Origin of the sequence: Flavihumibacter profundi, assembly GCF_020076305.1 — a bacterium.
Taxonomy (GTDB): domain Bacteria; phylum Bacteroidota; class Bacteroidia; order Chitinophagales; family Chitinophagaceae; genus Flavihumibacter; species Flavihumibacter profundi.
The window spans coordinates 376,206-397,194 of record NZ_JAIQXE010000001.1 but is presented as its reverse complement, the minus strand read 5'-3'; the positions used below and the strand labels follow the sequence as shown (position 1 = coordinate 397,194).

The window sequence follows — 20,989 nt, the reverse complement described above, 5'->3', positions numbered from 1 at the left end:
TTTTGCCGGTATTATGGTACTAACAGTTCAAACCTGCTTAAATCGCCTGAAATGGCTCCTGCCTATCCTCCTCCTATTGGCATTTGCCGGATGTAAAAAACCCCAGATTCCGGAATACCAGGCTTTTGAAAACTTCAAAATCAGTAAACTGGGTTTTTCAGAATCTGTCGTTTCGGCAGATCTTAAATATTTTAATCCTAACGAATATGCACTTGATCTTAAGCATGCCGAGTTAGATTTGGCTGTAAATGACCGCCATATAGGGCATAGTGTTCTGGATACAATGGTGACCATTCCCCGCAGAGACACTTTTTATTTACCCCTGAAAATGAAGGTGGATATGAAGCAACTTTTTAGCAACGCCTTAAGCCTGCTAGTCAATAATGAAATTGATGTTAAGGTGAACGGAATGATTAAGATGGGAAAATCTGGTGTGTTTTTTAATATACCGGTCAACTATTCTGGTAAGCAAAAGATTGAATGGTAGGCAAAAAAAATCCCGGTCTTATAGACCGGGATTTTTATATACAGCGAATTTTAATTTTTCTTCATTCCACCACCGTCTTCCGGTTTCTTACAACACTTGGGTAATTTCTGGTAAGACTCCTCATTGGCGGCTATGTCATCTGCATCATAACCAACATTGGCAATAGCTGTTTTAATATTTTCAATATTTGTTCTATCACTATGAAAAGTAACTTTTGTCTGTTTCCTTTTATAGTCTACTACTACTGTTTCCACGCCATCTTCCTTGGACAGAAAATCTTCAATCTTCTTTTTACAGGTTTCGCATTGAACAGTTGGCGTATTAATAGTAACTTTTTGTAATTCCTTTTTGGTCTGCGCCATTGAAACTGTGCCAAAACCTATTATAAGGGTTAGCAATAAAGCGATACTTTTCATTTAATAACGTTTTTACGAATTTACTGTAGTCCGGCCCAGTTTGCAGGATCTTCCCGCCATTTTAACAATACTGGTTGCATTTCCGACTCTATAATCCCTTTTTCCAGGGCCAGGCTGATCATATTTTCATAATTAGTGAGCGAAATATACGGTACCCCTGCTGCGGAAAAAGCCTCATCGGCTACCTTAAATCCATAGGTAAATATTGAAATCATACCTACCACTTCCAAACCTGCTTTCCGCAATACGTCCACAACCTGGAGACTACTTTTGCCTGTGGAAATCAGGTCTTCCACTACCACTACTTTTTGATTAGGTTCAAAACTTCCTTCGATCTGGTTACCCATGCCATGTTCCTTGGGTTTCGGGCGAACATATATATATGGTAATTTCAGCTGATCGGCAGCCATTGCTCCCCAGGCAATACCAGCGGTTGCCACTCCGGCTACAAGGTCAGCTTCGGGAAATGATTCGAAAATCACGTTGCACATTTCAGATTTAATAAAATCGCGTACATACGGGAAGGACAATAACCTGCGATTATCACAATAAATTGGGCTTTTCCAGCCACTGGCCCAGGTAAAAGGTTCTGCCGGACTTAATCTTACTGCATTACTTTGCAACAGTTTCTCTGCCACAGCTTTTTCATTGGTCTTCATGTTATCTTTATATGAGGCAAAAATAGCCTTAGCCTTTATGTACATCAAAATCTATTTTGGCGATAAACCACTTTTTCTTTGTGATGGCGTTTCTCCCGACATTGAACCATACCTTCACCATGATGATGCTATACTTATTGAAGAGTTTTCCAGCCCTGCAATAAAATCAATGATTTACGAAATGGAATTGCCCGGCATCCATGCAGGAATCTTCCAACACCATGACCTTGATGCATTGAAAAAAGCATTTTGGAAAAAATTCCTGGTAATCAAAGCAGGCGGTGGTGTAGTTTGGAATCCTGATCAGGAACTTCTTTTCATTCATCGGCGGGGAAAATGGGACCTGCCTAAGGGAAAATTAGACGACGGGGAAACGATAGACCATTGTGCCAAAAGGGAAGTGGAAGAAGAAACCGGGCTGCGAAATGTATCAATTACCCGCCCATTACTCACGACCTACCATACTTACCATGAGAGTGGTAAACATATATTAAAAGAAACTTATTGGTTTGAAATGGCAACTACAGGCATCCAGCAACTTGTTCCCCAAACCAGTGAAGATATTCATGCAGTGGACTGGTTGCCGAGGGAAAAATGGGATCAGGCTCTGACCAATACTTTCCCTTCCATTAAGGACGTTCTGGAGTTTTATGTAACTTAAGGATAGCTACGGTTAACCTGCTAATGCAAATCAACCTGCCCTTTTCATCCTCAATACGGATTTCCCAAACCTGTGAGGTGCCGCCCCTATGCAATACCCTGGCGGTACCAATTACGAAACCATCCCTGGCGCTACGCACATGATTGGCATTAATTTCCATGCCTACAGCAATAAATTTACTGCGATCTACAGTCATCGCCGCACCTACACTACCGATGGTTTCGGCCAAGGCCACTGATGCACCACCATGCAATAAACCATATGGCTGCCTGGTGCGGTGATCAACGGGCATTCTGGCTTTAATAAAATCCGGTCCTACTTCTGCCCATTCAATACCAAGGTGCTCGCCCAAAGTATTAGAACTTAATCCATCAAGGTGGCTAAGGGAAAAAGTAGGATCAAACCAGATAACTGGCATGTTTAACTGATTTTTTGAAGGCTTTTATATACTGCTTCAGGAATAAATGGGGAAGCGTCGCCATTATTGCGAATAATGTCACGAACAATCGTTGACGCCACTGATGTATATTTCGGTTCACCGGTCAGGAAAATCGTTTCAATTTTATTATCCAGTGTACGGTTAGCATCGGCTATGGTTTTCTCATATTCAAAATCACTCACATAGCGGATACCCCTTAATATAAACCTTGCACCAATCTCCTGGCAAAATTTTACAGTCAGCCCTTCATAACTGGCGGCCTCCACCTTAGGTTCATTATGGAAAATTTCACTGATCCACAATAACCGCTGTTCTGCAGAGAACATAGGTGCTTTTGATGTATTTAACCCGATTCCAATAATAATTTTATCAAACAAGGGAAGTGCCCTCGTGACAATATCCACATGCCCTAACGTGATGGGATCAAATGTCCCGGGGAACAAACAAATTCTCATATAGTAATTTCTGCTTATCCTTCTCTTCCAGCCAGTAAATATAATACAGCCATTCTAACTGCAACCCCATTTTCGACCTGCTGCAAAATAATGGATTGTTTGCTGTCAGCCACATCGCTGTCCAATTCCACCCCCCTGTTAATAGGTCCGGGGTGCATGACAAGGATTTCCTTATCCAGATTGTCGAGCAGGCTTTTTTTCACACCATACGCCAGATTGTATTCCCGTAAGGAGGAAAACAATACCTGGTTCTGCCTTTCGAGCTGAATTCTAAGCACATTAGCTACATCGCACCATTGCAGGGCTTTATTAAGGTCATATTCTACCCGCACATTAAAAGCCTCTGCCATATGTTTAGGTATAAGGGTAGGTGGACCTGCCACTGTAACTTCAGCGCCCATTTTCTTAAGCAGGTAAATATTACTTAGTGCCACCCTTGAATGCATGATATCCCCTATAATGGCCACTTTTTTACCTTCCAGAGTTCCAAGTCTTTCACGAATGGAAAAAGCATCCAGCAAAGCCTGTGTCGGATGCTCGTTGATGCCATCCCCGGCGTTCACAATAGCAGCTGGGATATGCCTGGCCAGGAAATGTGGGGCCCCTGTGGCACTATGCCTCATTACCACCATATCTACCTTCATGCTCAGGATATTATTTACAGTATCTAGCAGCGTTTCCCCTTTGGAAACAGATGATCCGCTGGCTGAAAAATTGATAGTATCTGCACTGAGACGCTTTTCCGCAAGTTCAAATGATATCCGGGTCCTGGTAGAATTTTCGTAAAAAAGGTTTACGATTGTTACATCCCGGAGGGAAGGCACTTTCTTAATAGGCCGCTGCAACACCTCTTTAAACTGGGAGGCAGTATCTAAAATAAGTTGAATGTCCTGTGGAGAAAGCTCTCTAATGCCGAGTAGATGTTTTGTGCTGAGTCGCATTAGGGTGCAAAGTTAATTGTTAGAGCAATACCACTTCATCCTTTCCACTATTTTCCTGCCAGCCCACTTTTACGCGTTGTGAAATGATGGAATCAATGGCTTTTCCGGAATAATCGGGTTGTATGGGTAGCTGGCGACTAAAGCGTCTGTCTATCAGGACACAGAGTTCCACTTTTTCCGGCCGCCCAAAATCAAGCAGGGCATCAAGTGCAGCCCTGATGGTTCTGCCCGTATATAAAACATCATCCACAAGAATCACTTTCCGGTTTTCAATCGAGAAAGGAATATCTGTCTGGTTGGCAACATGGAGTTCCTTACGGACATCATCCCTATAAAATGTGATATCCAATATTCCGTAAAGGAGCTTGGTTTGGGGCAGCAGTAACTGGATTTCCTTAATTATTCGGTTACTAAGCCAAATACCCCGGGGTTGAATACCGATAATGCAGGTGTTGGAAAGATCCACACTATTTTCAAGTATCTGGTGACTTAGTCTTTTAATAGTAATCGCCAACTGGTCACCACTAAGGATAGTTTTCAAGATTGCTTCTTTCTGCTAAATTAAGGCTTAGTGCCTTTAAATATTTTTTTATGCTTCCTGTAAAAATGGATACCTGTAATCTATCGGCGGATTATAAGTTTCCTTTATGGTCCGGGCACTCAACCAGCGATAAAGGTTCAACATGGAACCCGCTTTATCATTGGTTCCACTGGCTCTTGCCCCACCAAATGGTTGCTGACCAACTACAGCACCTGTTGGTTTATCATTTATGTAAAAATTTCCCGCTGCATGCCGCAATTTATTGGTGGCCAGTTCAACAGCTTCACGGTCGCGGGCAATGATCGCTCCGGTTAAGGCATAGGGTGATGTTTGATCAACCAGCTGCAAGGCCTTTTCAAACTGATCGGCATTGTAAACATAAATTGTCAAAACCGGCCCGAACAACTCTTCACACATGGTCACATATTTCGGATCAGTAGTTAGAATAACCGTTGGTTCAATAAAATAGCCTTTACGTTTATCGCAATTGCCACCGGCAATAATTTTGCCCTTCCTGTCTTTCCTTGCCCTGTCAATATATTTCTTCAGTTTATCAAAACTCTTTTCATCAATTACCGCATTGATAAAATTGCTGAAATCCTCCACTGAACCCATTTTCATGCTGCCTACCTGGTCTACCAGCTTTTTCAGTACAGAATCCGCAATATTGGAAGGAAGGTAAGCCCTTGATGCCGCAGAACATTTTTGTCCCTGGTATTCAAATGCTCCCCTGGCCAATGCTGTGGCTACTACATCCGGATCGGCAGAACGGTGTGCAATTACAAAATCCTTTCCACCTGTTTCACCGACAATGCGCGGGTAAGATCTGTAATTGGTCATATTGGCACCAATAGTAGCCCACATACTATTGAATACACCGGTGGATCCGGTGAAATGCACGCCAGCAAAATCGGGATGGGCAAAACATACTTTTCCGAGTGTGGGGCCGTCAACATAAATCAGGTTGATGACGCCATCAGGCAAGCCCGCCTCCTGTAAAATGCGCATAAACATTTGTGCTGAGTACACTTGTGTATTGGCCGGTTTCCAAACCACAGTATTGCCGCACATTGCAGCAGATGTAGGCAGGTTACCACCAATTGCAGTAAAATTGAAAGGGGTTACCGCCAGTACAAAACCTTCAAGTGGCCGCCATTCAAGCCTATTGTGCGTACCCGGACCACTTATTGGTTGCTGCTTATAAATCTCACTCAAATAATGAACATTAAACCTAAGAAAATCGATTAATTCACAGGCACTGTCTATTTCAGCCTGGTAGGCATTCTTACTTTGGCCAAGCATTGTTGTACCATTTATGTATGGCCTGTACTTTGTAGCCAGCAAATCAGCCGCCTTCAAAAATATACCCGCCCGGTTTTCCCAGCTCATTGCAGACCAGGATTCCTTTGCCTTCAGTGCCGCATCAATGGCCTGGTTAACATGCTTTTCATCACCGGCGTGGAAAAAACCCAACACATGGTTTCTTTCATGTGGTGGATGTATGCTGATTTTATTTCCGGTACGTATCGCCCTTCCGCCAATATACATAGGTATATCAACTTCCTTTTTCTTCAATTCGGTCAAAACTTTTTTGAGCAATGCTTTTTCCTGTGAACCAGGCGCATACTGCAATACAGGTTCATTTACCGGCATCGGATAAGAAAAATATCCTAAACTCATATTTTGCGTTTTATACTGTTAGGTTGTAGATACTTCATCTTTCTGGCTCATCAGGTAGGCTTTTATAAACCCGTCGAGTTCCCCATCCATCACCGGCTGCACATTACCAACTTCATAATCTGTGCGGTGATCCTTGATCATCTTATAAGGATGGAAAACATAACTCCTGATCTGGCTGCCCCATTCGATCTTCTTTTTTGATGAATTTGTGATATTTTTTGCTTCCTCCCTTCTGCGCAATTCTTCTTCATACAAACGGCTTTTCAACATTTGCATGGCTTTTTCCCGGTTGCCAAGCTGCGTTCTTTCAGTTTGGCAAATAACGACAATACCTGTAGCAAGGTGGGTGAGCATTACTTTTGTCTCTACTTTGTTCACGTTTTGTCCACCGGCACCACCGCTTCGGGAAGTCTCCATTTTGACTTCACTGTCTTTTACCTCGATTTCAATAGTATCATCAACAAGTGGATAAACAAAGACGGATGCAAAAGAAGTGTGTCTTCTGGCATTTGAATCGAATGGAGAAATTCTAACCAGGCGGTGTACGCCGCTTTCACCTTTCAGGAAACCATAGGCGAACGGACCGTCAAACTGGAACGTAGCGCTTTTGATTCCTGCCCCATCACCATCCTGCCAGTCGAGTTCGGTTATTGTCCAGCCCTGCTTTTCACCATACATACGGTACATGCGCGACAATATTTGTGCCCAATCCTGGCTTTCAGTACCACCTGCGCCACTGTTGATTTGCACCACAGCCGGCAATTCATCCTCGGGTTGGTTAAGGGTACTTTTGAATTCCGCCTCCTCTATGGAGGCCAGTGCTTTGTCGTAGGCTTGTTTTACCTCTTCCTCGCTCGCCTCACCGGCTTTCCAGAAATCATGGAGTACAGCAAAGTCTTCCACGGCAGTTTCTACCTGGTTGAAAAGATCAATCCAGTATTCGTGGACCTTTATCTCTTTCAAAATGCCCGTGGCACGGTGGTTGTCATCCCAGAAGCCAGGTGATAGCGTTAATAGTTTGTCCTGGTGGATCTTGTCATTTCGGTTAGCGACGTCAAAGAAACCTCCTTAGAACCGAAACCCGCTCCCGTAATGTTTTCAATTGTTCTTGTGTCATAGCGGATGCAAAGATATTGTGATTTGGTTTATTTTCATGCCACCAAAATAAAACACCATGAAGAAGTTGATTATTTTACTTACCGGATTATGGATTCTGTTTGCTATACCTGTAGTGAAAGCGGCAGAAACAGAGCCGACGGTAAAAAAGGCTGCCATCTCGGAAGACCTTGCCAGGGCTGAACTTGATAAAGCGGTAGCTGAATTCAATTCTTTGAGTAAGAAGGAGAAAAAGAACCGTTTCAAAGAGGTTAAAATAGTAATGAAGCAATATAAAGCTGATAAAAAGGCCGGAAAACTGGAAGATACCGACACCAGTTTGATTTTACTGGCGATCCTGGCTATTTTATTGCCTCCATTGGCCATCTATCTGAAAGAAAGGAATTTAACCTGGAAATTTTGGGTAAGTGCGGGCCTGCTGGTAACCGGAATAATTATTTTGTCAGCTCTGCCCTTTCTGTGGGTAGCGTCTGCTGCACTTGCTTTGCTGGTAGTTTTTGATATTCTGTAAGGTCGTTAAGGGTTTCATAAAAGGATGTATATACCTCCCTATTGCCATCTGCACTGCGAATGCTATCGTAACTTGCAGTGTTATTTAAGCGAACTATTATGAAGTATTTACATTTTGTTACTACGCTTTCCCTTTTCTCAGTATATCAGTTGTGTACTGGTTGTGCTCAGAAAGAAAACCCCAATAAAAGCATGAATAACGATTTAGTATACGCAGAATCAGTTGGAAAAACAGATACAGCCACCCTCGGATCAGGATGTTTCTGGTGTACGGAAGCGGTATTCCAACAGTTAAATGGAGTGCTTAAAGTGTCTTCCGGCTATTCAGGCGGGCATGTAGCCAATCCTACTTACGAACAGGTTTGTGAAAAAAACACAGGCCATGCTGAAGTTACCCAGATTATTTTTGACCCGTCTGTAATCACCTTTGATGAATTACTCGAAGTCTTCTGGCAAACCCATGATCCCACTACTTTAAATCGCCAGGGAAATGATGCCGGGCCACAGTACCGCAGTGTAGTTTTTTACCATAATGAAACCCAAAAACAAAAAGCCACTTATTACAAGGAGCAACTTGATAAAAGCGGGGCCTGGAAAAGCCCGATAGTTACTGAGATTTCACCATTCAAGAATTTTTATGAAGCCGAAGACTATCACCAGAATTATTATGTTAATAACGGTACACAGCCTTATTGTTACTATGTAATCCGGCCGAAGATGGAAAAATTCGAAAAGGTCTTTAAGGACAAATTAAAAAAGAATAACCAGGCACAGACAAAGAATTGATTTCATTTATATACAGAATAAAGAATCCCCCGGTTGTTACCGGGGGATTCTTTATTCTGTTACATGAACAATTTAAATCTAATGTACTTTCTTAACCAGCTTTGGCCTGATGGAAATAGGCTGATCATCAAGTTCAGCCGGGTCCTTGCTTACAACAACCAATGATTTTTTAAGCCGGATAATTCCCACAGCATTCATCAGTTTCATAACGTGGAATGTAGGGTCCAGTTCAAACCACTTACGGGCAAAATTAGGGTTAGTTCCTTCTTTGTGGTGGTTATTCTGGAACAACTCACCCAAAAGGAAAATGCCCCATGGCTCAGTGTTCTTTGAATGGTCACCATTCTTATAATTGGCATAACCGTATTTATGTCCACACCAGTTAACAATAGCTCCCTGTACTGGTCCCATTAAAAAATGGATCGGCAATAACAGAAACCACCAATAATTCGGTGCGAAAACTACATAAACCGATACATATAATAAGCCAAAGAACAAACGCATAGCTGTACTATCAGCAAGGCGATCGAGTTTTGTCCAAACCGGGAGGTAATCCCTGGTGAACTGCTCATCCGGAACATTCTTGCCAGTTAGAAATGCATTGTAAATATTACGCGTATGAATCATCATACCCATAACATCTTTGAAGAAGTGCGGACTATGCGGATCTTTTTCAGTATCGCTGTAAACGTGGTGCATGCGGTGCATAACGGCGTAAGCCCTCGGGACGAGGTAGGATGAGCCCTGTGTGATCCAGGTTGACAAATAAAAAATCTTTTCCCAAGTTTTACTGGTGGTGTACATCTGGTGGGATGCATACCGGTGCAAAAAGAACGTATGGAAAAACAGGGATAAAAACCAATGCGCAAAAAAGAAAATTAAAATAACTGCCATACTAATCTCTAAATTAAGGCGCAAAGTTACGGCTATTTAATCAGAATTAGTGCCTAAATGTACTCTTCTGAGTTCCAGCAAGTTCAGCGCATTTGGCTTAAAACCAGAAACATTTGGTTGAACAAAATGGATCACTTCATCATACCACAAAGGAATTACCGGAGCATCGCTTATGAGTATACTATCCATTTGCTGGTAAAGGGAATAGCGCATTGAATCATTATTTTCCTGCAATGCTTTTTCGTACCGCGCATCAAAAGCGGCATTTCGGTAACGCGTATAATTAGGCGGCGCGGGGTTTCGGGAATAAAATACACTGAGATAATTTTCAGCATCGGGGTAATCTGCTATCCAGCTACCCCTGAAAAATAAAGCCTGTGATTGGGCTGTTTGCTCCAGCAAAAGGCTCTTTTGCATTATTTCAACCTGTATGGGGATGCCCAATTCTTCAAGTTCCCGGGCTATATAGCTAGCCAGGTCGGCATAAATTGGGATTGTCAGCAGCTTAATTACCGGCATTCCCCGTCCCCCTGGATAGCCTGCTTCCAATAATAATTGCCTTGCTTTTTGCGGATCATAGTTGTATCCTTTAACTCGCTGACTATCAAAGGATGGTAACCCGGCGGGTATAAAGCCACTTTCAGCAGGTTTTCCTATAGAATTCCGGAGGTATAACATCATTTTCCTACGGTCAAATCCGTAGTTGAAAGCCTGCCTGATTTTTTTAAAGCGCAGTGGTGAGTTTTTTACCAAATCATTTAAGGTGTCATTTAATATTCCTAAATATTCCGTGTTCAGGTAAGGGTGTTTGGATAGTATAATTTTCCCTTCCCAATTTTTTCGTAACCGGCCTGATTTTGTAAGCAGTTCATCTTTGAATGAAGGATCAATATCGTTGATAAAATGCACTGAACCTTGCCGGAATAATAAAAACTCTGTAGCCTTACTATCATAGAAACTGACTTTTACCCCCTCTAAATAAGGCAGGTTATTACCATTACTATCCTTTTCAAAATAAAATTCATTTTTACGAAGGATCAATGCTTGTCCTTCTTCCAGCGCTACAAACCGGAATGGACCGGTTCCAACCGGATGGGCCCTGAAATTATTGCCATAAAACCTGGTCGCTTCATGGGGTACGATGGAACAATATTGCATACTCAGTATTCCCAGGATCGGCGGAAATGGCCTTACCAACTCCAATTGGAAGGTGCTGTCATTCAAAGAAAGAAATCCGCCCGTTTTTTTCACCCGGTCATTGAAAATCCATGCACCACTGCTGGCTGTAACAGGATCGATTAAACGATGGAAACTAAATACTACATCTGTTGCATTCAATACCCTGCCTTTCCCGCCAGGGAAACATGGATCATCATGAAAACGGACTCCCGTTCGCAGGTGAAAAGTATATATTAACCCATCTTTACTTACCTCCCATGATTTAGCCAGAGAAGGTGCAATTACAAGGTTACTATCTACCTCAACCAGGGTATTATAAACCTGGTGAACAGCCCACATAATGCTTTGATTCTTGGCAAATGCAGGATCCAGGGAAGCAATCCCGGATGATTCATTGTATTTAAAAAAACCTTTATCACCGGCTGGCTGACGGCCACAGGACATCAATAACATAAAAGCAACCAGGAAGAAGATACATGAGCGGCAGATCAACATTCAAATAATTTTGTGCTAAGGGCTTATATTTAATCCCGAATCATTTATAATTGCCTACATGCAACTTACATCAATCGTTAGAGGTTTCCTTGCTTCCTGCTGCACATTTCTTGTGATCTGTTCCACTAATGCACAACCCTTATCAAAATCCGGTGAACTCACCCACCAGGATACTCTCAGGGGATCCATAAACGCAGAAAGAAGCTGGTGGGACGTTCAGCGGTATGAAATTTCCGTAACACCAGATTATGGGTCTAAAACCATTAAAGGTAGCGTTAACCTTAGTTTTGCTGTTATTAGTGCTCCCGGAAACATGCAAATTGACCTGCAGCAACCCATGCAACTCGATGAAGCAATTTTAAATGGCAAGTCACTATCATATGTTCGCGAAGGAAATGTTTTTCATATTAAAGTAGACCAGTCCTTACCTATAAAAAGCAGCCAGAAAATAACCCTTCTATTTTCCGGTAAACCTTTAGAAGCAGTTCGCCCCCCCTGGGATGGAGGCTGGATCTGGACCAGGGATAAAGCTGGTAATCCGTGGATGAGCGTGGCCTGCCAGGGTCTTGGTGCAAGTGTCTGGTATCCCTGCAAAGATATCCAGAGCGATGAACCCAATTTGGGGGCATCCCTCATGATAACAGTTCCTTCAGACCTGGTGGCGGTTGGAAATGGGCGGTTGAAGAAAACAGTACCACAATCCAATGGCACCACAACTTATACATGGGAAGTGAAAAATCCAATCAATAATTATAATATCATTCCTTATATCGGTAAATATGTGAGTTGGAAAGAGACTTTTGCTGGTGAGAAAGGGGTGCTAGACTGTGAATACTGGGTCCTCCAGGAAGACCTTGAGGCTGCAAAAGCCCAGTTTCAGCAGGTGAAACCCATGCTGCAGTGTTTCGAACATTGGTTTGGCCCATACCCATTTTATGAAGATGGTTATAAACTGGTTGAATCGCCCCACCTGGGTATGGAGCACCAAAGCGCTGTGGCCTATGGCAACAAATTCAAAAACGGCTACCTGGGTCGCGACCTTTCAGGAACAGGATGGGGACTGAAATGGGATTTTATTATTATCCATGAATCGGGGCACGAATGGTTCGGAAATAATATCACTTCAAATGATATTGCTGATATGTGGTTACATGAAGGCTTTACCAATTATAGTGAAACCATTTATACCGAGTGCCAGAGTGGACTTGCTGCTGCCAATGAATACCTTGCGGGCATCAGAAAAAATATCAGGAATGATATTCCCATTATCGGACCTTACGGTGTAAATAAGGAAGGTAGCGGTGATATGTACCCGAAATCGGCCAACATGATCCATATCATTCGCCAAATCATTGGCGATGATGAAAAGTTCAGGACACTATTGCGGAATTTAAACAAAGACTATTACCATTCGACTACAAGTTCAGCAGAGATAGAAAAGTATATCAGCAATTACGCCGGGAAAGATTTTTCCAAAATTTTTGACCAGTACCTGCGCACCACAAAAATACCGCAACTGCAATACAGTTTCTACAGCGGCACTATGTCTTTTCGCTGGCGCAATACGGTTGACGGATTTAATATGCCTGTAAAAGTATTACTTGATGGCAAAACAAGCTGGCTGGAGCCCGGAACCGAATGGCAAACCCTGAAAACAAGTGCTACAAGGCTTGAAGTGGATAATAATTTTTACATTGAACCCAAACAGCTAAAGTAAATTCATAGTCTTCCGGCACCAATAAAACGGCGTTTGTAATATTCTTCATTCAGGTCACTGATTATAACCCCATATGAAGTTGAAGCATGTACAAACTTGTTGTTTGATACATAAATTCCAACGTGTGACACCCCTCCACGCGTATTAAAAAAAACCAGGTCGCCGGGTTGCAGGTATTCCGCATCAATTTTCTGGCTTTGTTCAAATTGTTCATGGGAGGTCCTTGGTATTGATTTGCCAAATACTGAGCTTTCCAGGGTGCAGGTAAATGCGGAGCAGTCAATGCCGCTTTTTGTGGACCCGCCGTAACGGTATTTTGTACCGTACCACTCTTCAATGAATTGCAGCAGGGCCAGGTTATTCATACTTTCCACATTTTCATCCAGCAGAATTGCATATTTAAATTGCAGTTCTGTGCCATTTTCGATATTGAGGCCTGCTCCGGTGAGCGTGCTATGCCCCGGCCCTATAAGACGTCCGGTATTTGTACTGTTATTGGCACCCGGACCTTCTTCGCCCGGGGTCATACTAATGGAATCGATAAACTTGGGTGAGGAATGGGTGGTTCGTGTAACTGTTGGCGAGCTTCCATTAGTACTGTTCCTGGAAGGGCCACAGGCCACGATGAACAAAAAAAGCGGAGTTATATATATAATTTTTTGCAAGGATATTTACTTTTTCTATTTGACCTGACCGCGGCAAAAATAACGAATTCAAATTTTATACCAGTCTTTAGAAAATTTGTTACTTGCAGCACTATGTCCAGATTTTCGCATCTCCATTGTCACACCCAATATTCCTTATTAGACGGGGCCGCCTCTATTTCTTCTTTGTACAAGAAGGCAGTAAAGGACAAAATGCCTGCTATCGCTATTACAGACCACGGAAATATGTTTGGAGCATTTGAATTTGTTGCAGAAGCTTATAAACATAAAGGGGAAGACGGCCAGCCATTGGTAAAACCAGTTGTGGGTTGTGAGTTTTATGTAGTTAAAGACCGCCACAGAAAATCCTTTACCAAGGAACAAAAAGACCAGCGTTACCACCAGGTTTTACTGGCGAAAAATGCTGTTGGCTATCAAAACCTCATAAAATTAACCTCCCTTGGCTTCGTTGAAGGTATGTACAGCAAATATCCAAGGATTGATAAAGAGCTAATTGAAAAATACCATGAAGGACTTATAGCAACAACCTGTTGTATTGGTGCCTATGTTCCTCAAACTATTTTACATGAAGGTGAAGCTGCTGCTGAAATTGAATTCAAGTGGTGGCTGGATATGTTTGGGGAAGATTACTTTATCGAATTGCAAAGGCATGCTCTAAAAGAGCAGGAAATAATTAACCAGGCATTGCTGAAGTTTGCCAATAAATATAATGTTCCGGTAATAGCCACTAATGATAGCCATTACACGGAAAAAGACGATGCCAATGCACATGATATCCTGCTTTGTATTAATACCGGTGAAAAGCAAAGTACACCGGGGTTTGATGATTTCGTGAACGATGATGCGAACATACGTAACCGGCGATTTAAGTTTCCCAATGACCAGTTTTATTTCAAGAGCAGTGCTGAAATGAGTACCCTGTTCAGCGATGTTCCCGAAGCTATTGACAATACAAATATGATTGTTGACAGGGTGGAATTACTTAACCTGAAAAAGGATATTCTTCTTCCGGCATTCCCGATACCAAAAGAATTCCAGGTACATAAGGACAGCAACCTTAACCAATGGGAATACCTGCGACACATCACTTATGAAGGCGCAAAAAACAGGTATACAGAAATCAGCCAGGAAGTACAGGAAAGACTGGATTTCGAATTGTTCACTATCAAAACCATGGGATTTGCAGGTTACTTTTTGATTGTGAGTGATTTCATCCAGGCCGGCCGTGACCTGGGTGTATTTGTAGGACCTGGACGTGGGTCAGCAGCAGGGAGTGTGGTGGCATACTGCATTGGTATTACCAATATTGATCCCATGAAGTACAATTTGCTTTTCGAGAGGTTCCTTAACCCCGACCGAAAGAGCATGCCCGATATCGATACCGACTTTGATGATGATGGTCGCCAGAAAGTTATCGATTATGTAGTTCAGAAATATGGTAAAAACCAGGTAGCACAAATCGTTACTTATGGTACGATGGCAGCAAAAATGAGTATCAAGGATGTTGCCCGTGTTCTTGATCTTCCTTTGTCTGAATCAAATGCCCTAGCTAAAATGGTTCCCGATAAGCCCGGCATCGAATTAGGCCGTGTTTTGAAAGCCCCGATTACAGATAAGGATGGAGAAAAATCCCTGCAATCTAAAGAACAGCTTGGCCCCGAGGATATTGACAACGTTAAAAAACTAAGGGAAATTTATAATGGGATTGATATCCGTGCCCAGGTTTTAAAGGAAGCGGAAAGGCTTGAAGGATCAGTACGCAATACCGGTTTACATGCAGCAGGTATTATAATTGCACCAGACGACCTCATGAATATCATACCCGTCTGTACAGCTAAAGATTCCGAGTTGCTGGTTACACAAATTGAAGGAAGTATTATTGAAGATGCTGGTGTAATTAAAATGGACTTCCTGGGATTGAAAACCCTTACCATTTTGAAAAATGCACTGGCGCTGATCAAACAGAACCATGGCGTTGAAATTATTATAGATGATGTACCCCTGGATGATGTAAAAACATTTGAACTATATCAAAAGGCTGATACTATTGGAACCTTCCAGTTTGAAAGTCCGGGTATGCAGAAATACCTGCGAGACCTTAAACCTGATCAGTTTGCAGACCTAATTGCCATGAATGCCCTGTACCGGCCTGGTCCACTGGCATATATTCCCAACTTCATTGACCGCAAACACGGTAAGGAAGCAATAAGCTATGATCTCGAGGAAATGAAGGAATACCTCGAAGAAACCTATGGTATTACAGTATACCAGGAGCAGGTAATGCTGCTCGCGCAGAAAATTGGCGGATTCAGCAAAGGTGATGCAGACGTATTACGGAAAGCAATGGGTAAAAAGCAGAAATCTGTTTTGGATAAAATGAAAAAACAGTTTGTGGAAGGTGCTGTAAAAAAAGGTCATCCTGCAGAAAAACTGGAAAAAATCTGGACAGACTGGGAAGCATTTGCGCAATACGCATTCAATAAATCACATTCTACCTGCTATGCATTTGTGGCTTACCAGACCGCATACCTGAAAGCCCACTACCCTTCTGAATATATGGCTGCAGTATTGAATAATGCCGGTAGTATTGAAAAAATCACCTTCTTCATGGAAGAGTGTAAACGAATGGGGCTGAACGTACTTGGTCCTGATATCAATGAATCACAAAAAGGATTTGCTGTAAACAAGGCAGGTGCAATCAGGTTCGGATTAGGCGGACTCAAAGGTGTTGGAGAGGCAGCAGTAGACAGCATTATAAGTGACAGGGATAAAAACGGGGCGTTTGTTTCCATTTTTGAAATGATCAAAAGGATAAACCAACGGACGGTAAATAAGAAAACATTGGAAAGCCTGGCGCATGCTGGCGCATTTGACTGTTTTCCGGAATTGCACAGGGCGCAATATTTTTATATCCCTGCCGGGGATACCAGTACGGGATTGGAAAAAATCATCAAATACGGTAACATTTACCAGGCGCAATCTTCGGGAAGCAGCAATACCCTTTTCGGCGAACTGCCTGCGGTGATGGACCTGCCTTCACCAAAGATTCCTGCCTGCGACCCATGGACATTGACTGAAAGACTGGAAAAAGAAAAAGAAGTAACAGGCATTTTTATCAGCGGGCATCCACTTGACCATTTCAAATTTGAAATGCGGCATTACAATATCATGCCCTTGCAGGAATTCAATGAAATAAAAGACAATCCACTTTTGATTGGAAATGGCCGGCAATACAGGTTAGCAGGTTTGGTAATAGATGGACAGCACCGGATTACTAAAACAGGCCGGAACTTTGGAGCACTAACGCTGGAAGATTATTCAGGTAAAACTGAACTCATGCTTTGGGGGGATGATTATATGCGGTTCAAAGATTATCTCGATAAAGGCAAAAACCTATTTATAACAGGCTCCTTTAAATCGCGCTTCAATACAGAGCAATTCGAATTTAAAATTGAAAGGATAAACTTGTTGGAAACAATCAAACAGTCACTTACCAAACAACTGGTATTATATGTTGAACCAAGGCATATTTCCGCAGAAATGATTGGATTCCTGGAGGGGAACCTGAGAAAATTCCCGGGAAAGACCAGTTTGAGGATCAACCTTATGGAACAACGCTCACAATCGATAACAAGTTTATATAGTATTGAAAACGGATTGGAAATGAATGACGAATTGACGGCCTGGCTGCAACTTCAACCTGAATTAGACATAAAAGTGGACACAAATTGACCGATTTTAACAATTATAGATGTCATAACAACCCAATTCAACCAAGGGACCTATTTTTGCGTTCTATTTAAAACTAAAACAATTTTAAATCAATAATTATGGCTTTAGAATTCACCGATGCCAACTTCCAGAATGAAGTTCTGGCATCAGATAAATTAAGTGTAATAGATTTCTGGGCAGAATGGTGTGGACCATGTCGCGCAATCGGACCTGTAATTGAGGAACTGTCTAAAGAGTATGACGGTAAGGTAAAAATCGGGAAAGTAAATGTCGATAATAATCCGCAACTGTCTGTAAATTATGGCATTACATCAATTCCAGCTATCCTGTTCGTAAAAAACGGCCAGGTTGTTGATAAGCTTGTTGGTGCACAACCAAAGGCCAATTTTGTAAAAAAAATCGAAGCACATATCTAATTGAATAGCAATTTTTTACGTAAAGGCTTCCCTAAAGGAAGCCTTTTTTTGCATTTAATGCATAATTCAATGGTTTTGGACCATATGGAAAAACACTCGTCGAATTTTTGAGGGGATAAGCAAGAAAATGGCGCATTACCCGTTTGATTCAAAGATTCAAGCCTATGAGAACTCCAATATCCTGCACAAAGTGGGTCCTGGTCCTACTTGTGATTATTACTAATTCATGTAAGAAAACCGACATTGGTTCATCAATTGTGCCTGCTTCTAAAGAAACGGCCAACCTGGTAGAAATCAATTTAAACGGAAGGATTACTGATGACCACCAAATTCCAATGAATGGTGCAGTAGTTCGTTCCGGAACCATTGTTACTCAAACAGACATCAATGGCAACTTCCATTTTTCCGGACTGCATGTAAATCAATCTGCAACGCTCATTGAAGTATATAAACCCGGGTATTTCAGAACTTACCAAACCCTTGAAGTACTGCCATCCTCAGAACAATTCGCAGAAATAAGTATTCTTGAGCAAAGCAATAAACAGCAATTCAGTGTGCCTGCCGGTACAAATTTCCAACTACCTGGTGGCGCAGCCATCAATTTCCCCGCAAATGCATTAACAGATCGTGTAAGCAGGCAATCATATATGGGTATAGCTGAACTATCAGCCTATTCCATGAACAATGAAGACTACCGGTTTTTCCATTACTTACCGGGTATCAAAGGCCTTACCTTAAATAAAAAGGAAGTTGCCCTAAAGGCATTCGGCATGCTCGTTACGGAATTAACGGGGGAGTCGGGACAGGCGCTCGAATTAGAAACAGGAAAGCCTGCTTTAATGAAATTTCCAATTCCTCCATCCTTACTGGGAAATGCACCTTCCAGCATCTCACTCTGGCATTATGATTTGAGTAGTGGAATCTGGATTGAGGAAGGCATTGCTGAAAAATCAGGAAATAATTACCAGGGGTATGTATCGCATTTGTCGATCTGGGCTTGTGGTATTGCAATGCCCCTTGTTCCAGTGAAGGCTAATATCGTAGATAAAAACGGGAATAGTATCCCATTTGCAAAAGTACAATTGTATTCAGGAGATGGGGAGCAACCGGTTTCAAACATCACCTACACTGATGATAAAGGTTTTCTGTCAATATCTTCCCCCGGAAACCAGGCACTGGAATTAAAAGTAGTAAACGAATGCCAGGAAATACTGGCCAACAAAAAATTCACTGCCGGAACTACAGCTAACTGGTTAGGGAAAATTGAAAGTGGTGCCGAAAAAGCCGCAACAATAACAATTTCCGGAAAGGTCGTGAATTGCAAAGTTGGGGGCGTATACAATGGCCATGTATCCCTTGAATTAGAGAATAAAACCTACAGGGCTGCAATACATGAGGGTAAATTCGTAATTACACTCAACCGATGCTCAAAGGCATTGGTAAAGGCAAGATTGGTTGCGGTTGATGATGAAGGCAACCTGGAAAGTGATTTGCAGGATATTGATATTACTGAAGGAAATTATGATGCAGGAACAATCAGTACCTGCAACCAAGAGAACAACCAGTTTGTGAGTTATAACATTAATGGTACCAATTACCTGTTACAGGCTCCTTCTGACTCATTGGTTCAGGCCCCTTCAACAGTCCAAAATAAAACGACAATATTATGCTACAAGGGGGCTGACCGTTCAAAAGCTGCATTCAGTTTTACCTTTAGTGGAACCGGCAAGCCTGGCCAATTCCCTGTAACAGCTTTAAATATTAATCAGGATAAAATGGTTTTTTCTCCAAGCGGCAATATAGCAGTTGAAGTAACAGATTATGGAATGCCCGGCAGCTATATTATAGGAAGATGCATTGGAAAGCTTACATCTCCTGCGTTAAGCCAGGTGTTGCCTTTTTCATTTAATTTCAAAATACTGAGGAATTTTTAACTATCAGATAAGTATACCCGCAATTGTTGCACTTAGGTAAGACGCAAGCGTGCCGCACAATAAAGCCTTCATGCCAAGTCGGGCAAGATCCGCCCTCCTGCCTGGGGCAATTTCGCCAATTCCGCCAATCTGCATTCCTACGGAACTAAAGTTGGCAAATCCACAGATAGCAATACTAACAATTAATAACCCTTTATCAGAAATTACAGGAACAGAATGATTGGTCAGGTTTTGAAAAGCTACAAATTCATTTATAGTCAGTTTTTGTCCGAGTAAGGTTGCAACACTATCTACATCCTGCATCGGAACCCCCATAGACCAGGCAAAGGGGTAAAAGATTTTTCCGAAAATATAATTTATGCTAAGATCGAAAGCCGGATTAAATAAATGCCCCGCTTTAACCAATATCCAATCGAGGCAGGCAATAACTGCAATAAATCCAATTAACATAGCAATTACATTCATGGCAATTTTAAAACCATCCCCTGCCCCATGTGAAATGGCATCCACAACATTTGTATAACTGCTTTTTACTTCCAGTTTTACTGTTCCCAGGGTTTGGCTTTCTTCCGTTTCGGGAAAAACTATTTTGGAAATTACCAGGGCACCGGGAGCGGCCATAAGACTGGCCATAATCAATTTAGGAGCAAGGTCTATTCCAGCTTGTGCCCCCATATTTGCATAAACAACCAGAATTCCGCCAGCAATGCAGGCAAGACTACCACTCATACTGGCCAGCAATTCACTCATGGTCATTGTTTGCAGGTATGGCCTGATCATTACCTGGGCTTCTACCTGCCCAATAAAGGCACTGGCTACATTACTTAATGCTTCCGCCCCACTGACACGCATAATAAAATTCATGGCTATTGCAATTACAGCAACTACCCGCTGCATTATACCGAAATGATACAAAATGGCCACTAGTGCACAGACCAGGATAATAGTGGATGTCACATTAAAGGCAAAGACAAAGCCTGAGTTGATGTAATTCCCAAAAGTTCCATCAGGCTTTTCGACAGCAATACCACCATAAACAAAAGATGCACCTTTGCGGGCAAAAATTTCAATTTTCGACATTCCTTTTCCCAATAGCTGGAAAAAACCGGTTACTGCCGGTACTTTTAAAATCAGCACAGCAATGAACAGCTGAAGGGCCATTCCAGTAACAATCACCCTGTAATTGATCCTTTTCTTATTGTTAGAAAACAGGTAAGCGATTCCTAAAATCAGCACTATGCCAATAATACCCTGGAAACGACCCAT

The 20,989-nt window shown here is 42.2% G+C and carries 20 protein-coding genes; 8 read left to right on the top strand and 12 right to left on the bottom strand.

Features of this window, described 5'->3' with window-relative positions:
- The first annotated feature begins 13 nt into the window (after window positions 1–13).
- Entirely contained in the window at window positions 14–487 is a 474-nt protein-coding gene (locus LAQ65_RS01680) for an LEA type 2 family protein (RefSeq protein WP_224115195.1), read from the top strand.
- 50 nt (window positions 488–537) lie between these two features.
- Here the strand turns inward: LAQ65_RS01680 and LAQ65_RS01675 are convergent, their stop codons facing one another.
- Window positions 538–903, bottom strand: coding sequence for a heavy-metal-associated domain-containing protein (locus LAQ65_RS01675; protein WP_224115194.1), 366 nt, complete (start codon window positions 901–903; stop codon window positions 538–540).
- Between the two features lie 20 nt (window positions 904–923).
- Complete coding sequence (pyrE, locus tag LAQ65_RS01670; RefSeq protein WP_317196985.1) at window positions 924–1,607, bottom strand: orotate phosphoribosyltransferase; 684 nt, start codon at window positions 1,605–1,607, stop codon at window positions 924–926.
- Here pyrE and LAQ65_RS01665 point away from each other — a divergent pair.
- Entirely contained in the window at window positions 1,600–2,223 is a 624-nt protein-coding gene (locus LAQ65_RS01665) for an NUDIX hydrolase (RefSeq protein WP_224115193.1), read from the top strand. The two genes, pyrE and LAQ65_RS01665, sit on opposite strands and share 8 nt — an antisense overlap.
- On the opposite strand, the gene LAQ65_RS01660 is transcribed toward LAQ65_RS01665, so the two are convergent.
- The 6 genes from LAQ65_RS01660 to prfB form a co-directional block, all read right to left on the bottom strand.
- The gene (locus LAQ65_RS01660) at window positions 2,192–2,641 is read right to left on the bottom strand and encodes a hotdog fold thioesterase (protein ID WP_224115192.1); all 450 of its coding nucleotides are present in this window, start codon (window positions 2,639–2,641) and stop codon (window positions 2,192–2,194) included. The two genes, LAQ65_RS01665 and LAQ65_RS01660, sit on opposite strands and share 32 nt — an antisense overlap.
- Before the next feature lie 2 nt (window positions 2,642–2,643).
- Window positions 2,644–3,117, bottom strand: a complete 474-nt coding sequence (gene coaD / locus LAQ65_RS01655; RefSeq protein WP_224115191.1) for a pantetheine-phosphate adenylyltransferase — start codon at window positions 3,115–3,117, stop codon at window positions 2,644–2,646.
- 14 nt (window positions 3,118–3,131) lie between these two features.
- Window positions 3,132–4,058, bottom strand: coding sequence for an aspartate carbamoyltransferase catalytic subunit (locus LAQ65_RS01650; protein ID WP_224115190.1), 927 nt, complete (start codon window positions 4,056–4,058; stop codon window positions 3,132–3,134).
- Between the two features lie 19 nt (window positions 4,059–4,077).
- A complete protein-coding gene (gene pyrR, locus LAQ65_RS01645; protein ID WP_224115189.1) occupies window positions 4,078–4,599 on the bottom strand; it encodes a bifunctional pyr operon transcriptional regulator/uracil phosphoribosyltransferase PyrR in 522 nt (173 codons plus the stop codon).
- 48 nt (window positions 4,600–4,647) lie between these two features.
- Complete coding sequence (gene pruA, locus LAQ65_RS01640; protein ID WP_224115188.1) at window positions 4,648–6,279, bottom strand: L-glutamate gamma-semialdehyde dehydrogenase; 1,632 nt, start codon at window positions 6,277–6,279, stop codon at window positions 4,648–4,650.
- 18 nt (window positions 6,280–6,297) lie between these two features.
- Window positions 6,298–7,396 (bottom strand): peptide chain release factor 2 gene (gene prfB / locus LAQ65_RS01635; RefSeq protein WP_224115187.1). Its coding sequence is split into 2 segments (ribosomal slippage): window positions 6,298–7,335 and window positions 7,337–7,396, totalling 1,098 coding nucleotides; the frame shifts between segments, so codons are not numbered across the junction.
- Window positions 7,397–7,453: 57 nt separating this feature from the next.
- On the opposite strand from prfB, the gene LAQ65_RS01630 reads away from it, so the two are divergent.
- Window positions 7,454–7,906: a YqaE/Pmp3 family membrane protein gene (locus LAQ65_RS01630; RefSeq protein WP_224115186.1), complete on the top strand. Its 453-nt coding sequence runs from the start codon at window positions 7,454–7,456 to the stop codon at window positions 7,904–7,906.
- A 191-nt stretch (window positions 7,907–8,097) separates the two neighbouring features.
- Window positions 8,098–8,691 (top strand): peptide-methionine (S)-S-oxide reductase MsrA, encoded by a 594-nt coding sequence (gene msrA, locus LAQ65_RS01625; RefSeq protein ID WP_224115185.1) that lies wholly within the window; start codon window positions 8,098–8,100, stop codon window positions 8,689–8,691.
- A 78-nt stretch (window positions 8,692–8,769) separates the two neighbouring features.
- Here msrA and LAQ65_RS01620 read toward each other — a convergent pair whose 3' ends face one another.
- Together LAQ65_RS01620 and LAQ65_RS01615 are read right to left on the bottom strand one after the other, a co-directional pair.
- Complete coding sequence (locus LAQ65_RS01620) at window positions 8,770–9,585, bottom strand: acyl-CoA desaturase (protein ID WP_224115184.1); 816 nt, start codon at window positions 9,583–9,585, stop codon at window positions 8,770–8,772.
- A gap of 36 nt (window positions 9,586–9,621) precedes the next feature.
- Complete coding sequence (locus LAQ65_RS01615) at window positions 9,622–11,259, bottom strand: ABC transporter substrate-binding protein (protein ID WP_224115183.1); 1,638 nt, start codon at window positions 11,257–11,259, stop codon at window positions 9,622–9,624.
- A 58-nt stretch (window positions 11,260–11,317) separates the two neighbouring features.
- Between LAQ65_RS01615 and LAQ65_RS01610 the strand changes: the two genes are divergently transcribed.
- Window positions 11,318–12,976 carry a M1 family metallopeptidase gene (locus LAQ65_RS01610; protein ID WP_224115182.1) on the top strand — a complete coding sequence of 553 codons (1,659 nt, stop codon included), beginning with the start codon at window positions 11,318–11,320 and terminating at the stop codon, window positions 12,974–12,976.
- A 2-nt stretch (window positions 12,977–12,978) separates the two neighbouring features.
- Here LAQ65_RS01610 and LAQ65_RS01605 read toward each other — a convergent pair whose 3' ends face one another.
- Entirely contained in the window at window positions 12,979–13,641 is a 663-nt protein-coding gene (locus LAQ65_RS01605; RefSeq protein ID WP_224115181.1) for a C40 family peptidase, read from the bottom strand.
- 93 nt (window positions 13,642–13,734) lie between these two features.
- Here LAQ65_RS01605 and dnaE point away from each other — a divergent pair, with 93 nt between their 5' ends.
- The 3 genes from dnaE (at window position 13,735) to LAQ65_RS01590 (ending at window position 19,723) form a co-directional block, all read left to right on the top strand.
- Window positions 13,735–17,373: a DNA polymerase III subunit alpha gene (gene dnaE, locus LAQ65_RS01600; RefSeq protein WP_224115180.1), complete on the top strand. Its 3,639-nt coding sequence runs from the start codon at window positions 13,735–13,737 to the stop codon at window positions 17,371–17,373.
- 92 nt (window positions 17,374–17,465) lie between these two features.
- Window positions 17,466–17,789: a thioredoxin gene (trxA, locus tag LAQ65_RS01595; protein ID WP_449536201.1), complete on the top strand. Its 324-nt coding sequence runs from the start codon at window positions 17,466–17,468 to the stop codon at window positions 17,787–17,789.
- A gap of 164 nt (window positions 17,790–17,953) precedes the next feature.
- On the top strand, window positions 17,954–19,723 hold the full coding sequence (locus LAQ65_RS01590) for a hypothetical protein (RefSeq protein WP_224115178.1): 1,770 nt from the start codon (window positions 17,954–17,956) through the stop codon (window positions 19,721–19,723).
- 3 nt (window positions 19,724–19,726) lie between these two features.
- Here the strand turns inward: LAQ65_RS01590 and LAQ65_RS01585 are convergent, their stop codons facing one another.
- A complete protein-coding gene (locus LAQ65_RS01585) occupies window positions 19,727–20,989 on the bottom strand; it encodes a NupC/NupG family nucleoside CNT transporter (protein ID WP_224115177.1) in 1,263 nt (420 codons plus the stop codon).

What these genes read in the sequence shown, in the direction of transcription:
- LAQ65_RS01680 (WP_224115195.1), top strand. Translation starts at nt 14, where the DNA reads ATGGTACTAACAGTTCAAACCTGCTTAAATCGCCTGAAATGGCTCCTG.
- LAQ65_RS01675 (WP_224115194.1), bottom strand. Translation starts at nt 903, where the DNA reads ATGAAAAGTATCGCTTTATTGCTAACCCTTATAATAGGTTTTGGCACA.
- LAQ65_RS01665 (WP_224115193.1), top strand. Translation starts at nt 1,600, where the DNA reads ATGTACATCAAAATCTATTTTGGCGATAAACCACTTTTTCTTTGTGAT.
- pyrE (WP_317196985.1), bottom strand. Translation starts at nt 1,607, where the DNA reads ATGTACATAAAGGCTAAGGCTATTTTTGCCTCATATAAAGATAACATG.
- LAQ65_RS01660 (WP_224115192.1), bottom strand. Translation starts at nt 2,641, where the DNA reads ATGCCAGTTATCTGGTTTGATCCTACTTTTTCCCTTAGCCACCTTGAT.
- coaD (WP_224115191.1), bottom strand. Translation starts at nt 3,117, where the DNA reads ATGAGAATTTGTTTGTTCCCCGGGACATTTGATCCCATCACGTTAGGG.
- LAQ65_RS01650 (WP_224115190.1), bottom strand. Translation starts at nt 4,058, where the DNA reads ATGCGACTCAGCACAAAACATCTACTCGGCATTAGAGAGCTTTCTCCA.
- pruA (WP_224115188.1), bottom strand. Translation starts at nt 6,279, where the DNA reads ATGAGTTTAGGATATTTTTCTTATCCGATGCCGGTAAATGAACCTGTA.
- LAQ65_RS01630 (WP_224115186.1), top strand. Translation starts at nt 7,454, where the DNA reads ATGAAGAAGTTGATTATTTTACTTACCGGATTATGGATTCTGTTTGCT.
- msrA (WP_224115185.1), top strand. Translation starts at nt 8,098, where the DNA reads ATGAATAACGATTTAGTATACGCAGAATCAGTTGGAAAAACAGATACA.
- LAQ65_RS01620 (WP_224115184.1), bottom strand. Translation starts at nt 9,585, where the DNA reads ATGGCAGTTATTTTAATTTTCTTTTTTGCGCATTGGTTTTTATCCCTG.
- LAQ65_RS01615 (WP_224115183.1), bottom strand. Translation starts at nt 11,259, where the DNA reads ATGTTGATCTGCCGCTCATGTATCTTCTTCCTGGTTGCTTTTATGTTA.
- LAQ65_RS01610 (WP_224115182.1), top strand. Translation starts at nt 11,318, where the DNA reads ATGCAACTTACATCAATCGTTAGAGGTTTCCTTGCTTCCTGCTGCACA.
- dnaE (WP_224115180.1), top strand. Translation starts at nt 13,735, where the DNA reads ATGTCCAGATTTTCGCATCTCCATTGTCACACCCAATATTCCTTATTA.
- LAQ65_RS01590 (WP_224115178.1), top strand. Translation starts at nt 17,954, where the DNA reads ATGAGAACTCCAATATCCTGCACAAAGTGGGTCCTGGTCCTACTTGTG.
- LAQ65_RS01585 (WP_224115177.1), bottom strand. Translation starts at nt 20,989, where the DNA reads ATGGGTCGTTTCCAGGGTATTATTGGCATAGTGCTGATTTTAGGAATC.